The following is a 14,947-nucleotide window of genomic DNA, read 5'->3' as shown; positions in this document are numbered from 1 at the left end:
GGGCTGGAAGCGTTGCTCGTTGTTCGTGAAACTAATGTCATGCTGAGTTTGTCGAAGCATCTCTTTGTGTCTTCATCCCTTATTTAATGAGATTCCTCGACTAACTCGGAATGACAATGGAGTTATAAATACTTAGCCCCTACAGGGCTGGGATCGTTGTTCGTTGTTCGTAAATCGTTGAACGTGTAACTATTGTTATGTTGAGCTAAGCGAAACGTCTCATGGGGTTGATTAGAGATCCATTGCTGCGCTCAGGATGACAGGCATGTATATTTTTGTTAACTTAACGACATTGAATTAAGACCGAAGAATTAATATCAATTTATCAAAAAACAATTGACAAGTAATGTTTAAAAATATAACTTGTGTTCTTTAAACTTATAAACCAAAAACTATACAAAGATGAAATGTTTAAGAAAGGCAATGGTGGTACTACTGGTGCTATTAGGCTATGGAATTAACGCACAGGTACCCCAACGGATAGCCTATCAGGCAGTACTGCGGAATGCCGATGGAACCGTAATGGCAAACCAGCAGGTTGAGCTACAGGTTTTGCTGCATAGAACAACCGCCACCGGCGACGTTGTATACTCCGAGACCCATACCAAAACCACCACCAATCAGGGTTTGGTTTCCTTTGAGATTGGTGCAGGCACGGTTAACGCGGGCACTTTCAGCGGTATCAGCTGGAGCGATCCCATCTTCCTGGAGCTGAAGGTTAAAAAGCAGGGTCAACAGAGCTTTACTGACCTGGGGACAAGCCAGATTGTTGCTGTACCCTATGCCTTTCTGGCGGAAAAATCGTTGAACGCCAGCAACGGTATTTCCAGCCTGGGGCCATTGGGGAATACCGTATTTTCCAATGGAGTGGAATGGGCGCCCACCGCAAGGGTAAGCGTTCTGGACAGTACGGTAATAGTATCACCCGGAGAAGGACATGACCCCGACAAGCCGATTTTTGCGGTTACCAACTCGCAGGGTCAGGTTGTAATGGCGGTTTACGAAACCGGGGTACGATTTAATGTTGAGGGAAGCAGCGGCAAGGGGGCCAAGGGTGGATTTGCCGTGGGCGGACTAACCAACGGTAAAGCCCCAGTACCCACCTACTTCCAGCTGGAACCCTCCTATGCCCAGTTCCTGTTTGACCAGACAAATATCATAAAGGGAGCCAAGGGCGGCTTTGCCGTGGGTGGCCTAACCAATGGCAAGGGCGATACACTCACCTACATGACCATACACCCCGACAGCACAAGGTTCTTTATCGATGACAGCCCAGTGGTAAAGGGGGCCAAGGGAGGCTTTGCGGTTGGCGGTCTCACCAACGGGAAGTCGGGAACCAATGTTTACATGTCGTTACTACCCGACAGCATCCGGTTTGCCTTTGACGACAGCAACACCAAGGGAGCCAAGGGCGGCTTTGCTGTAGGGGGGTTAACAAACGCTAAGTCCAGCGCTGCGAATTACTTAGAGGTAACCCCGGATAGCACATACATTGTAAACACCATGGTATCGTACAGCGATATGGTGGTTGCAGGTAATGTGACAACCAATGTTGGATTGCCAGAGCCCCCGGTTGCCGATGCCGACGGTAATACCTACCAAACGGTTAAGATAGGCACGCAGGTATGGATGGCCGAAAACCTAAAAACCACCAAGTACTCCGATGGTACACCAATAGAACCTAGTAATATTTATGTATTGCCTACTCCTGATTCCACCACTGTCTTTGGAAACTACTATTCTGATGGCGCAATATTACTTAGCGGTAAAAATGTTTGCCCCGACGGTTGGCATGTACCAACAAAGCCTGAATGGGAGGCCATGTTTACTTTTGTATCGGGTGCTGAATGGGCAATTGATTCTTTAATAAATGGGAAAAAGCTAATTGAACCCCTTAGAGATGTATTTCCTGAAATTTTCAATTGGTATTATGATCTGCATGGTCCTCTTTCAGTTGTAATTGCAACCAATGAGACAGGATTTTCAGCCCGTGGTGCTGGAAGAGCTAGTTGGGATACATCTTGGTCTGCCACCGATGTTGGCGAGTATGCCTATTTTTGGGTAAATACAATACCAGGAAGCGTTCAGATTGTAACAATTGACAGTTATTCAGGAAATGTTTCAATTGGTGAAGGGTCTCCTGGTACAGCATACTCTGTTCGCTGCGTTAAGAATTAGTTTTTATGGTATTTGGGAAATACTTGCATATTTCCCAAATACCTATACTTTTGCGGGTAATCAACCCTGTTAACCATGGAAAAGAAGGTATTATACGTTGATGATGAGGTAATTAACCTTGAGCTATTTAAGATTAACTTCCGGAACGATTTTACCATACTTGTAGCCGATTCGGCTCAAAAGGGGCTCGATATCCTTAAGAACGAAAATATCAATGTGATTATATCGGATCTGAAAATGCCCCACATGAACGGCATTGATTTTATTGAGAGGATTAAACATGAGAATCCTGAAAAGGTTTGCATTCTTCTTACTGCTTTTATGGAATCGGAAGTCATGCTTAGGGCAATAAATGAGGAGTTGGTGTACCGCTACATCATGAAGCCCTGGAAGAAGGATGAGCTTCGTGAGATAATTGAGTCAGCTTTTAAAAGGTTTGAAAATAGTTGAGAAACTATATTTACTCGCAAGCTGTTAGTGTTACTGTAAACTCAGCCCCTTGATTTGGTGCTGAGTTTACTTTTATATCGCCATTTAATGACTTTATAATATTGTAGGTGATGTAAAGCCCCAAACCAGTTCCTTTACCAGCATCCTTAGTGGTGAAGAACGGGTCGAAGATCTTTTCCTGGATATCGCTTGGGATTCCTGCGCCAGTATCTTTTATACGAATGGTAACGTTGTTATCGGAGCTGGAGAACTGGCCGCTTATGTAAATTTTTCCTTCGCCCGGTATGGCATCAATGGCATTGGCTACCAAATTCATAACAACCTGATGTAGCTGGTTAGGGTAACATTTGACTTTGGGAAGGTCCTGGTCGTAGTGCTGAATAATCTCAATCCTATCCTTATAGTTACCCCGCAGCATGTTGAGCACATCGGCAATGGTTTCGGGTATTGAAACCGGAACGTACTCTTTACTATCGGACCGAACGAAGGCTTTTAGGCTCCTGATAATACCAGTAGTTCTCTCAATACCAATTTCAATATTCCGAAGCATTAGCTTTATGGAGCTGTAAAGTTCCTCTACCTGAATGCTATTATTGGTTTCAAGTTCATTGGTAATGTTTTGGGGCGAGTACTTTAGGGCATTTTCGCGGTATATGTTCAGGCTATTCCAAAGCTCATCGAGCAGCGATTCAATAGCCTGTTGGCTACCGCTAATGAAGTTAATGGGGTTGTTGATTTCATGCGCAATACCAGCGGTGAGCATACCAAGTGAGGCCATTTTTTCCTGCTGTACAAGTTGTTTTTGGGCATCTTCCAGTAAATGGATGGTTTGTTCTAACTCCTCGGTTTTAAGCAGTAGCTCTTCATTTGACTTTTGGAGCATTTTGTTTAGCTGGATTATCTGTTGGGTGCGTTCTTGAACAATTTCCTCCAGATGATCACGGTGTTGGGTTAACTCTTTCTCGTATTGCTTAAGCTTTGTTATGTCAGTAATTGATAGCAACACTCTGGAGTAATCGTGGGAGTATCCGGGTAGAACTATCCATTTTAAAACCACAAAAAGCTTCCTGCCTTCCTTTGTATTCCTTATACTTTCGTATTCGCTGAACTGCCTTCGTTCTATTAATGCTTTGTAAATTTCCCGAAGGGTCTCAAGCGATTCTTCGGAGTAGGTTCTTATGTAATTTTCAATAGCATCATCTTTACTTTCAAACCCAAGCAGCTTTAATGCTGCATTATTCACATTTACAACTTGTATGTACTTTAGGCCCTCACGTACTTTTGCAATGGAGAAACTACGATCAACTTCGTACATCGAATCCAGAGGAATTCCGATAGAAGTTACGAAGTTTAAAAGGAGCGACAGGTCAAGCTCAAGCATAGCTACAGGTGAATTTTCGAAAAGCCTTTGGTAGTGTTGCCGGCTTATGTTTAACTCGTTTGTTCTGATCTCTACCTGTTTTTCAAGTTTGATATTGAGTTTTCGTTTAATGCTGTAAGCCCAAAACGCAAATACCAGAGTAAATGAAATTCCTACAAGGGCAATAAGCATAATAAAGAATCGTCTTTGCTGCTTAAGAATGATACTCTCCTTTTCTGATATAACTATGTCCTGCTCCTCAATCTCCTTCTGTTTCTGGTCTAAAACTTTTTGGGTTTGAACAATTTGTTTGTTCAGTGAGTCCAGTTGGCTACGCGAGGAGTTTATCAATGCCACCTGTTTATTAATGGCAGTCTGTAGTTTTTGACTCTCTGCAACTTTTTCGGCAAGCTCCTTTGTTGCAATTAGGAGCAGGCTATCTTTTTGCTTAAGTGAAACACTTGCATTGGAATACTGCTTCTCAAGAACTGCAGTATTTTGATTTAATCTATTAACCCTTTCGTTTAGCGTTCTGATCTCGCTTTCGTATTCTGTTTTTTCTTGCTGGTAGCGGGTTAGGTCGGTTTGTAGTTGCTGCAGCTTTTTATTCTCTTCAATTAATTGGTGGTAGGTTTTTAGGTAAAGCTCTTTAATATCAATAAAGCTCCCACCAAGGGCAACAAGTTTTGGGCTGAGGGTAAATCCATTCTCTTCAAGGGTATGCCGGTTAATCTCGAATGACACATTTTGTTTTTCCTGGCTGAGAAAAAGGTTTACCATGGTAAGTAGCCGTTCAGTTCCTTCATCGGTAACAATGAGCACACCTTTACCAACTATTTGCTGGTAAATTGAGTTAACTAAAGGGCTGTAGCTGTGGCTTAGGTAAATAATTGAATACTCTGTTGGCATTCTTATTGGAAGCGTCGAAAGATTTACTCTTATGGGTTTCCCTTTAAGCTTATAGCTGGGTTCAACACTTCTGATTTCATTGAATATAAGTGTATCGCTGTCAACAATTAGTATTCCGAATTCTTTAATGTTCCTTTCGTTTGGCCATTCAATGTTACTGGCAATGTTAAGTATAAGGGCTGCTTTAATTTTATATTCAGGAATTTGTGATAAAGGTTTTACCTCATCAATTTTTGTTGACTTGTTATTTGTGAAATTTGCAAGATACTGTGCATGAACCGCACTATTGAATGCAAAAAGCAGTACAAGATATTTTGTAATGGTTGTTATGAAAGGCTTTAAGCGAACCATTGCAGTATCAAAATTTTTGGTAATATATGAAATGCCATTTACAAAGTCAAAACATATTTGCCAAAACTCATTTTTTTGGATGTAAAGAAATTGAACTATTTTTGTGAGTTACTGGAAATTCATTTGAAGCATTTATGACACAGGAGGAACTTTTCAAAAAGCTGATTGCACATAGCAAGGAGTATGGATTTGTATTCCCATCGAGTGAGATTTACGACGGGCTTAGCGCTGTTTACGATTACGGGCAGAACGGTGTTGAACTGAAGAATAACATACGCCGTTACTGGTGGGAGGCCATGACACGCCTGAACGAAAACATTGTTGGTATTGATGCGGCTATCTTTATGCACCCTACAACATGGGTGGCATCGGGGCATGTGGGCGCTTTCAATGACCCTCTTATCGACAACAAGGATAGTAAGAAACGTTACCGTGCCGATGTACTCATTGAGGAATGGATGGAAAAGCAGCGCGAAAAGATAGATAAAGAGGTTGAAAAAGCCCGCAAGCGTTTTGGCGATGCTTTTAATGAGGAGCTTTTCCGCCAAACCAACCCAAGGGTAGTTGAACTTTCCGAAAGTATTACCACCGTTAACCATAGGATGGTTGAGGCTCTGGAACAGAACAACCTGGCTGAGGTTAAAAAGATAATTGAGGATTGCGAGATAGTTTGCCCTATTTCCGGTACCCGCAACTGGACTGAGGTACGCCAGTTTAACCTGATGTTTGAAACCAAGCTAGGCTCGGTTAGCGATGAGGCAAACACAATCTACCTTAGGCCCGAAACCGCTCAGGGTATTTTTGTTAACTACATCAACGTTCAGAAAACCGGGCGTATGAAAATTCCTTTTGGAATTGCCCAGGTGGGAAAGGCTTTCCGCAACGAGATTGTTGCCCGGCAGTTTATATTCCGCATGCGTGAGTTTGAACAAATGGAAATGCAGTATTTTGTTCGCCCTGGCGAGGAAATGAAATGGTATGAGTTCTGGATGGAGAAACGCATGCGTTGGCATCGTGCCATGGGGTTTGGCGACAACAAGTACCGCTTCCATAAGCACGAGAAACTTGCCCATTATGCCAATGCCGCTTCCGATATCGAGTTTGAATTCCCATTCGGGTTTAAGGAGGTGGAGGGGATTCATTCCCGCACCGATTTCGATTTGGCTAACCACCAAAAGCACTCGGGTAAAAAGCTGCAGTACTTTGATCCCGACATCAACCAAAGCTATATTCCTTACGTAATTGAAACATCAATTGGCTTAGACCGTACTTTCCTGCTTGTTCTTTCGGCTGCTTATGCTGAGGAAAAAGTGGCTAAGGAGGATGGTACCAGCGATGAGCGCGTAGTGCTTCGCATACCGCCAGCCCTGGCTCCTGTTAAGCTTGCTGTATTCCCACTGGTTAAAAAGGATGGATTACCCGAAATGGCCCGCAAAATAATGGACGACCTAAAATTCGATTTTGCATGCCAGTACGAGGAAAAGGATACTATTGGCAAGCGTTACCGCCGCCACGATGCAATTGGTACTCCATTCTGTATCACCGTCGACCACCAAACGCTCGACGATGAAACGGTAACCATTCGCTACCGCGATACCATGGAGCAAGAGCGTGTTCCCGCATCGCGCCTGCGCGAGATAATGAACGATAAGGTTTCGCTAACTAACCTACTACGTCAAATATAAATAAAACACTTGCCGGCATGAATTCAAAATTTAGTAAGATAAAGCCTCATATAGTAGCCTTGCTGCTTTTCATGGCCATTCCGTTAGCTTATTTCTACCCGCAGTTACAGGGTAAAAGGCTGGCTCAGCACGATATTGCTATGTGGAAAGGCTCAGCGAAAGAAATTTTGGATTACAAGGCAAAAACAGGCGAGGAGTCGCTTTGGACAAACAGTATGTTTGGAGGAATGCCGGCATATCTCATTTCGGCTAACTACAAGGGAAACCTGCTAAAGCATGTCGATAGCTTCCTAAATGTGGTGGGACGGCCTGCCAGCTATATCTTCCTAACCATGTTAGGATTTTATATTCTACTTCTTGTTTTTGGGGTAAACCCGTGGCTTGCCATTGTGGGTTCAATTGCCTATGGCCTATCAACCTATTTCCTCATAGTTATTGGAGCAGGGCATAACGCTAAGATTCATGCCATAGCTTATGTTGCCCCAACAATTGCTGGAATGATTTTGGCTTTACGTGGACAGCTTTTTGCTGGTTTGGCAGTTTTTGGACTAGCTTTTGGACTCAATCTCAATGCAGGGCACCCGCAAATCACCTACTACGGTGCACTTGTAATGGCCTCTGTCTATCTCTACTATCTTGTTGAGGCATTTAAGGCTAAAGCCTTAAGGTTGTTTGCCAAAGCTACCGGGATTTTGCTTCTGGCAGCAGTTCTGGCTTTTGGCGCTAACTTTACCTACCTATGGTTCACTAACGATTATGGCAAGGATACAATCAGAGGCAAATCTGAGTTAACCCATGATAGGGATAATAGAACTTCGGGGCTGGACAAGGACTATGCAACCCAGTGGAGTTACGGAATAGCTGAAACTTTTAACCTGCTTATCCCTAATTTGATGGGCGGCTCAAGCACCATGGATGTTGGCGAAAAATCGGAAACATTCCGTTTTCTCAGGCAGAATGGTGTTCCCTATGGTCAAGCTAGTTCCATAGCACAAAACCTACCCACATACTGGGGCCCACAGCCATCAACCTCTGGTCCTGTTTACCTTGGTGCAATTGTAGTTTTTCTTTTTGTATTCGGGATGTTTATCCTTAAAGGGAGATTTAAGTGGTTTTTGTTTGGGGTTACTGTTCTGGCAATAATGCTCTCGTGGGGTAAAAATTTTAACTTTCTTACCGATTTATTCCTGAATTATTTCCCCTTTTACAACAAGTTCCGAACGGTATCGATGATACTGGTTATAGCTGAGTTAACCATTCCTTTGCTTGGAATACTTGCCCTTAAGGAAATAGTTGAAGGCAAGGTTACAAAGGACGATTTTTGGAAAGCATTTAAATGGTCAGTGGGATTGGTTGGAGGAATTTGCCTGCTGTTCCTGCTGCTTGGCAAGGGAATGTTATCCTTTAGCGGTTCAATTGACAATCAGCTGGGTTGGCCCAAGGAGATTGTTGAGGTAATGCGCAAGGATAGGCAAGCGCTGATGTGGAACGACGCTTTCCGCTCACTATTCTTTGTACTTGCCGGTGCAGTTACCGTTGCGCTTTACTACATGAAAAAGTTGAAGCCAACACTATTCTTTGCCTTGCTGGGCCTGCTCATTACTGTGGATTTGTGGGTAGTAAACAAGCGCTTTATGGATAACAAGAACTTTGAGTTACCCCAGCAGGTTGAAGCCCCCTTTACCCCAACCGATGCCGACAAGCAGATACTAGCCGATAACGATCCAAATTTCCGAGTGTTTAACCTTACCGTTAGCCCATTCAACGATGCATCCACATCCTATTTCCATAAATCAATTGGCGGATACCATGGAGCCAAGCTGCGTCGCTATCAGGATTTAATTGATTTTCATCTATCCAAGGGTAATATTGCTGTGTTTAACATGTTAAACACAAAGTATATTATACAACCCGGCAAGGAAGGTCCCGTTGCAGTTTACAACCCCGATGCACTTGGCCATGCATGGTTTGTGGATTCAGTTAAAGTTGTTAATAATGCCGATGAGGAGATTGAGGCCCTGAATGGCTTCAACCCAAAATCAATAGCAGTAGTCGATAAACGATTTGAGCAATACCTTAGAGGTTTTGAGCAGGGTAAATCGGGTCAGGGTAAGATTGAACTTACTGAATACCGTCCTAATAGGCTGAAGTACAGGAGCGATTCGCCAGTTTCTCAGCTAGCTGTTTTCTCCGAGATTTACTATCCCAAAGGTTGGCAAGCGTATCTCGATGGCAAACCAGCCGATCATTTCAGGGTAAATTACGTGTTAAGAGCCATGCAAATACCTGCTGGTAACCATGAAATTGAGTTTGTGTTTGACCCGCCTATGTGGAAGAAAGGAATGTATATCGATTTGGCTTCATCGTTGCTTTTAATACTTACCTTTGTTGGTTGGGTAAGCTTTAGTTTGTATAAAATATTTAAGGAGTAAATGGCTAATTCAGTAAACAGGGCAACTAAAGGGAGGTTGAGGAGTTCCTATATCTCATCAATAATAAGCATCTCCTTAGTGCTTTTCACCTTGGGTTTGCTCGGGGTTTTGGTTATTAGCGCAAAGAAACTTTCAGCGTACGTTAAGGAAAACATTGGGTTCGATATTTACCTGAACGAGGGAGTTTCCGATGCCGATGCCCTTTACCTGAAAAAGCAGCTCGATGCAAGTATCTACATAAAATCAACCCAGTACTACACACAGCAGGATGCCGCTAAAATGATGGCTAATGAGCTTGGCGAGGATTTTATTGCCTACCTGGGATACAACCCATTAAATGCATACATTGAGGCAAGGCTTAAAGCCGATTACGCCAATAACGATAGTATTGCACGTATTGAGGGGTGGTTAAAGCGTTTCCCCCAGGTAAAGGAGGTTGACTACCAGCGCTCACTCATCAATCTGGTTAACGATAATGTTAGCAGAATTAGCTTGGTGATACTGACTTTTGCAGGATTGATGCTTTTCATTTCCCTTGTGCTTATTAACAATACTATTAGGTTGTCCGTTTACTCCAAGCGATTTATCATTAACACCATGAAATTAGTTGGGGCAAGCTGGGGTTTTATACGACGACCTTTCCTGCTGAAAAGCATTTTACATGCCCTATACGCTTCCTTTATAGCCATTGCTTTGTTAATTGGATTGTTGTACGCCATTAACAAGGAGGTTGCCGATTTGCTTGCTATCCTCGATCCGCCAAGCATTGTGCTTGTATTTGCAGCAATTACTGCAATTGGAATAGTTATTAACTTTTTGGCAACCCTGATGGCAGTGAATAAATTTTTACGTTCAAGCACCGATGATCTTTACTATTAACCCGATAAAATTAACTGTTATGTCTGCAAAAAATACCCCCAAAAAGGAGATACAGGAAAAAGAGAATCTTTTTCCCTTAAGCTGGATGAACTATAAGCTGATGATAATTGGCTTTGCCATAATAGTTCTGGGTTTCATTCTCATGGCAGGCGGTGGATCAACTGACCCCAATGTGTTCAACCCCGACATTTTCAGCTTCCGACGTATTACGCTTGCCCCCGTTGTTGTGCTGTTTGGGTTCGCATTTGTGGGTTACGCCATAATGAAACGCGAGAAAAAGGATAGCTAAATTTTTATCATTAAAAAGTATTTGAAATGACCATTTTTGAGGCCATAATTATTGGCATTATACAGGGTTTAACCGAGTTCTTACCTGTTAGTAGTAGCGGACACATTGAACTATCAAAGGCTCTGCTTGGAGTTCAACTGGAAAACAACCTGGAGTTTAGCATTGCAGTTCATGTGGCTACGGTTTTAAGCACCCTGCTAGTTTTCCGTAAGGAGATAATCGATTTATTTTCTGGATTCTTCAGCTTCAAGCTGAACAGCCAAACCCATTACGTATTTAAGCTTCTAATATCAGCGGTTCCTGTTGGTATTGTAGGCGTTTTTTTCAAGGACCAAATTGAGACTCTTTTTGAGGGAAATTTATTGGTAGTGGGTTCCATGTTGCTTGCTACAGCCATTCTTCTTGCTTTAACCCGAGTAGTACAACCCAAAAACACAAAGCCAGTAGGATATTTCGACTCTGTTGTCATTGGTCTAGCCCAGGCTGTTGCCGTTATGCCCGGTTTAAGTCGTTCTGGCGCTACCATCTCTACCGGACTTTTACTTGGCAAGGACCGCGATGAGGTAGCTCGTTTTTCATTCCTTATGGTTATTATTCCCGTGCTTGGAGCTGCTTTTCTCGATATTATTAAAGGTGATATTTCAAACACCATTACTGCGCCCGTTGTTGCAGGATTTGTTGCTGCATTTGTATCGGGCTTTTTGGCCTGCTCATTCATGCTTCGCATTGTTCGGAAAGGGAATCTTTACTGGTTTGCACTTTACTGTGCACTGGTTGGAATAGTTGCACTGTTTTTAGCCTAGCCCATGGAGGTAAACCGTTTCGAGAGCATTAAGGAGGGTACCATATTACTTATCGATAAGCCATACGATTGGACTTCGTTCGATGTTGTGGGGAAGTTACGATCGTTGATTAAGAAATACACTGGCGACAAATCAACTAAAATTGGCCATGCAGGAACCCTTGACCCATTGGCTACGGGCCTATTGGTAATTTGTACCGGAAAAGCTACCAAAAGGGTTATGGAGCTTACGGCCGACAATAAGGAGTATATTGCTAAAATCAAGCTTGGCGAAACAACCCCCTCGTTCGACCTGGAGACCGATGTTGATGCTGTTTACCCCTTTGACCACGTGAATCGTGAGTTGGTTGAAACTGTTTTAAGGACATTTTCAGGATGGCAGTTGCAGGAACCCCCTGCGTTCTCAGCAAAATATGTCAACGGAAAACGTGCCTACGAGTATGCTCGTAAGGGTGTTGATCCTAAGCTTGAGCCGGTTCCAATCGAGATTCAGAGCATTGAGCTTATAGGTTTTGATTTACCGTTTCTAACTCTAAAAATAGTTTGTAGCAAGGGTACCTACATCAGAGCTTTAGCCCGCGATATTGGTAAGGCCCTAAGCACAGGAGCACATCTGGTTGAGTTACGACGTACGCGTAGTGGTATTTTCACAATTGAGCAGGCTTTATCAATTGCTGAGGTAGAAAAAAAACTTTCCGATTTGGGTAACCAAAGCTAAATATTGCCGTATAAGGTGCACATGCTCTAAAATAATAGATTATCTTTGCAAATTCCTATAAATTAAGGGTAAAACTGTTGACAACGCCTGGTGGCAAGTTATATCTTTGTGTAAATTGAAGTAAAACTATACATATGAAGCTATCGCAATTTAAGTACAATCTGCCAAAAGATTTAATTGCAAAATTTCCTGTTGAGAACAGGGATGAATCGAGGCTAATGGTGTTGAACAGGAAAACCGGGAAAATTGAACATCGGATTTTTAAGGATATTATTGAGTATCTGAACGAACACGACGTTTTAGTATTCAACAACACAAAGGTTTTTCCCGCACGCCTATACGGCAATAAGGAAAAGACTGGGGCTGAAATAGAGGTGTTCCTTCTCCGTGAGCTGAACCGGGAGCAAAGGCTATGGGATGTTTTAGTTGACCCTGCCCGTAAAATCCGAATAGGCAATAAGCTCTATTTTGGCGAAGATGATGTTCTGGTAGCTGAGGTTATTGACAATACCACCAGCCGTGGACGTACCCTGCGTTTCCTTTTCGATGGTTCCTATGAGGAGTTTAAGGAAACCCTTTACAGGTTAGGCGAGATGCCCGTTCCAAAGCATATCCTACAGCGCGAGGCTGTACCCGAAGATCGTGAGCGTTACCAAACCGTTTATGCCAAGCACGAGGGTGCAGTTGCAGCTCCCACCGCAGGTCTGCATTTCAGCAAGCATCTGCTCAAACGGCTTGAGATTAAAGGAATAAACTTTGCCGAGATTACCCTTCATGTTGGTTTAGGCAACTTCAGAACTGTTGATGTTGAGGATTTGACCAAGCACAAAATGGATTCGGAGCAGATTTGGATTAGCGACGATGCCGCCAACATCATTAACAAGGCCAAACGCGAGCAGCACAACGTTTGCGCAGTTGGTACAACCGTACTACGTACCCTTGAGAGCTCCGTGACAACCGATGGCTTCCTAAAGCCATACAGCGGATGGACTAACAAGTTTATCTTCCCGCCATACGAGGTTGCTGTACCAAACATGCTGGTTACAAACTTCCACTTGCCTTTATCAACCCTCCTAATGATGGTTTGTGCCTTTGGCGGGTACGATCAGGTTATGGATGCTTACAAGGTTGCCATTAAGGAGAAATACCGCTTTGGCACTTACGGCGATGCTATGCTGATCATTTAATTAAAATGAAAAATACTTAAATAAAAAGGCCCAGTTATCGGGCCTTTTTTATTTCGAAAGCCTTAAGGAACTACTTAATCTGCTTGTAAAAGTCGTTTCCTTTGTCATCAACCAGTATAAATGCCGGGAAATCAACCACCTCAATTCGGTACACCGCCTCCATTCCCAGTTCAGGGAACTCAATTAGTTCAACCTTTTTAATGTTTTCCTGGGCCAGTATGGCTGCAGGACCGCCAATGCTCCCGAGGTAGAAACCTCCATATTTCTTGCAGGCATCGGTTACAGCCTGGCTGCGGTTACCCTTGGCAATCATCACCAGGCTTGCACCCTGCGATTGGAATGTGTCAACATATGAATCCATTCGCCCTGCAGTAGTTGGACCAAACGAACCCGAGGGCATTCCCGCTGGTGTTTTTGCTGGACCAGCATAGTAAATAGGGTGATTTTTAACGTATTCGGGTAACCCCTCACCCTTATCTAAACGCTCTTTTAGCTTTGCATGGGCAATATCGCGGGCTACAATTATTGGCCCGGTGAGCGAAAGCCTTGTGCCTACAGGGTACTTGGTGAGTTCCGAAAGAATTGCTTGCATGGGTTGATTCAAATCGATTTCTACAGCATCGTTTTCTTCAGGCTTACGCCATTGTTCGGGGATATATTTGCCCGGATTCTTCTCCAGCTTTTCAATCCAAATCCCTTGGCTGTTAATTTTTGCCTTTATGTTTCTATCGGCAATACACGATACCCCTATTCCTACCGGACATGATGCGCCATGCCTGGGAAGGCGTATAATTCGAATGTCAAGGGCAAGGTATTTACCGCCAAACTGAGCACCAATTCCAATACTGTTGGTGGCTTTTAGAATTTTCTCTTCCAGCTCTTTATCCCTGAATGCTCTACCGTGAATGTTCCCGGAGGTTGGCAGATTATCGAGGTATTTTGCCGAAGCCAACTTTACTGTCTTCAGTGTATCCTCGGCCGATGTTCCTCCAATTACTATGGCAATATGGTAGGGTGGACAAGCGGCTGTACCCAAATTCTTAATTTTTTCAACTAAAAATGCTTCCAGCTTTTCGGGGTTCAAAAGCGCCTTGGTTTCCTGGAAAAGCATACTTTTATTGGCGGAACCTCCCCCTTTTGCTATAAAGAGGAACTCGTACTCATTGCCGAGAGTTGAGTAAATATCGATTTGGGCAGGTAGGTTTGTCCCCGAGTTCTTCTCGGTATACATGTCAAGGGGTACGGTTTGCGAGTAACGCAAATTTTCCTCGGTGTAGGTTTTGTAGATACCACGCGAAAGTGCCTCGTAGTCGTTGGCGCCAGTCCAAACCCTCTGCCCCTTTTTGGCAAACACAGTAGCAGTACCTGTATCCTGGCATAGCGGTAAAACCCCTTTGGCTGCAATCTCGGCGTTGCGGAGCAAGACCAATGCTACAAACTTATCGTTTTTACTGGCTTCCGGATCTTCCAGAATTGCAGCAATTTGCTTTACATGTTCAGCCCTGTAAAAGAAAGAGATGTCGTGCATTGCGATGCGGGCAAGAAATGCCAAACCCTCCGGGTCGACCTTTAATACCTCTTCGCTCTCAAACTTTGCTGATGAAACAAAATCCTTTGTTAGGAGATAGTATTCAGCATCATCCTTCTCCAAAGGAAATCTTTCCTGGTAAAAGAATTCCGGTGTTGCCATGGTATTTAGTTTTAGGT

At 43.4% G+C, this 14,947-nt stretch carries 11 protein-coding genes; 9 read left to right on the top strand and 2 right to left on the bottom strand.

Annotated elements, in window-relative coordinates; all coding sequences use genetic code 11:
* The first annotated feature begins 402 nt into the window (after nt 1-402).
* Together WHS63_RS07065 and WHS63_RS07060 are read left to right on the top strand one after the other, a co-directional pair.
* Entirely contained in the window at nt 403-2,178 is a 1,776-nt protein-coding gene (locus WHS63_RS07065) for a fibrobacter succinogenes major paralogous domain-containing protein (RefSeq protein ID WP_445204502.1), read from the top strand.
* Nucleotides 2,179-2,253: 75 nt separating this feature from the next.
* Nucleotides 2,254-2,628 (top strand): response regulator, encoded by a 375-nt coding sequence (locus WHS63_RS07060; RefSeq protein ID WP_445200613.1) that lies wholly within the window; start codon nt 2,254-2,256, stop codon nt 2,626-2,628.
* Between the two features lie 10 nt (nt 2,629-2,638).
* Here the strand turns inward: WHS63_RS07060 and WHS63_RS07055 are convergent, their stop codons facing one another.
* Nucleotides 2,639-5,248 (bottom strand): YfiR/HmsC family protein, encoded by a 2,610-nt coding sequence (locus WHS63_RS07055; protein ID WP_445204501.1) that lies wholly within the window; start codon nt 5,246-5,248, stop codon nt 2,639-2,641.
* Nucleotides 5,249-5,382: 134 nt separating this feature from the next.
* Here WHS63_RS07055 and WHS63_RS07050 point away from each other — a divergent pair, with 134 nt between their 5' ends.
* The 7 genes from WHS63_RS07050 to queA all read left to right on the top strand — a co-directional run bounded on the left by WHS63_RS07050 (nt 5,383) and on the right by queA (nt 13,240).
* Nucleotides 5,383-6,933, top strand: a complete 1,551-nt coding sequence (locus WHS63_RS07050) for a glycine--tRNA ligase (RefSeq protein ID WP_445200615.1) — start codon at nt 5,383-5,385, stop codon at nt 6,931-6,933.
* A gap of 17 nt (nt 6,934-6,950) precedes the next feature.
* A complete protein-coding gene (locus WHS63_RS07045; protein ID WP_445204500.1) occupies nt 6,951-9,365 on the top strand; it encodes a YfhO family protein in 2,415 nt (804 codons plus the stop codon).
* A complete protein-coding gene (locus WHS63_RS07040; protein WP_445204499.1) occupies nt 9,366-10,244 on the top strand; it encodes a cell division protein FtsX in 879 nt (292 codons plus the stop codon). It abuts the gene before it with no gap.
* Nucleotides 10,245-10,263: 19 nt separating this feature from the next.
* Complete coding sequence (locus WHS63_RS07035) at nt 10,264-10,533, top strand: DUF3098 domain-containing protein (protein WP_369488903.1); 270 nt, start codon at nt 10,264-10,266, stop codon at nt 10,531-10,533.
* 26 nt (nt 10,534-10,559) lie between these two features.
* Nucleotides 10,560-11,336, top strand: a complete 777-nt coding sequence (locus WHS63_RS07030; RefSeq protein WP_445204498.1) for an undecaprenyl-diphosphate phosphatase — start codon at nt 10,560-10,562, stop codon at nt 11,334-11,336.
* Nucleotides 11,337-11,339: 3 nt separating this feature from the next.
* Nucleotides 11,340-12,053 carry a tRNA pseudouridine(55) synthase TruB gene (gene truB / locus WHS63_RS07025; protein ID WP_445204497.1) on the top strand — a complete coding sequence of 238 codons (714 nt, stop codon included), beginning with the start codon at nt 11,340-11,342 and terminating at the stop codon, nt 12,051-12,053.
* Between the two features lie 134 nt (nt 12,054-12,187).
* Nucleotides 12,188-13,240, top strand: coding sequence for a tRNA preQ1(34) S-adenosylmethionine ribosyltransferase-isomerase QueA (gene queA / locus WHS63_RS07020; protein ID WP_445202053.1), 1,053 nt, complete (start codon nt 12,188-12,190; stop codon nt 13,238-13,240).
* Nucleotides 13,241-13,310: 70 nt separating this feature from the next.
* On the opposite strand, the gene WHS63_RS07015 is transcribed toward queA, so the two are convergent.
* Nucleotides 13,311-14,930: a fumarate hydratase gene (locus WHS63_RS07015; RefSeq protein WP_445204496.1), complete on the bottom strand. Its 1,620-nt coding sequence runs from the start codon at nt 14,928-14,930 to the stop codon at nt 13,311-13,313.
* Nucleotides 14,931-14,947: the final 17 nt, after the last annotated feature.

The organism is Tenuifilum sp. (assembly GCF_037481895.1).
Lineage (GTDB): Bacteria > Bacteroidota > Bacteroidia > Bacteroidales > Tenuifilaceae > Tenuifilum > Tenuifilum osseticum.
Note: the sequence above shows the minus strand (reverse complement) of the source record. Positions and strands in the feature narration are given on the sequence as shown.

Excerpts from the sequence above, each read along its gene's own strand:
- WHS63_RS07065 (WP_445204502.1), top strand. The coding sequence starts at position 403 with ATGAAATGTTTAAGAAAGGCAATGGTGGTACTACTGGTGCTATTAGGC.
- WHS63_RS07060 (WP_445200613.1), top strand. The coding sequence starts at position 2,254 with ATGGAAAAGAAGGTATTATACGTTGATGATGAGGTAATTAACCTTGAG.
- WHS63_RS07055 (WP_445204501.1), bottom strand. The coding sequence starts at position 5,248 with ATGGTTCGCTTAAAGCCTTTCATAACAACCATTACAAAATATCTTGTA.
- WHS63_RS07050 (WP_445200615.1), top strand. The coding sequence starts at position 5,383 with ATGACACAGGAGGAACTTTTCAAAAAGCTGATTGCACATAGCAAGGAG.
- WHS63_RS07045 (WP_445204500.1), top strand. The coding sequence starts at position 6,951 with ATGAATTCAAAATTTAGTAAGATAAAGCCTCATATAGTAGCCTTGCTG.
- WHS63_RS07040 (WP_445204499.1), top strand. The coding sequence starts at position 9,366 with ATGGCTAATTCAGTAAACAGGGCAACTAAAGGGAGGTTGAGGAGTTCC.
- WHS63_RS07035 (WP_369488903.1), top strand. The coding sequence starts at position 10,264 with ATGTCTGCAAAAAATACCCCCAAAAAGGAGATACAGGAAAAAGAGAAT.
- WHS63_RS07030 (WP_445204498.1), top strand. The coding sequence starts at position 10,560 with ATGACCATTTTTGAGGCCATAATTATTGGCATTATACAGGGTTTAACC.
- truB (WP_445204497.1), top strand. The coding sequence starts at position 11,340 with ATGGAGGTAAACCGTTTCGAGAGCATTAAGGAGGGTACCATATTACTT.
- queA (WP_445202053.1), top strand. The coding sequence starts at position 12,188 with ATGAAGCTATCGCAATTTAAGTACAATCTGCCAAAAGATTTAATTGCA.
- WHS63_RS07015 (WP_445204496.1), bottom strand. The coding sequence starts at position 14,930 with ATGGCAACACCGGAATTCTTTTACCAGGAAAGATTTCCTTTGGAGAAG.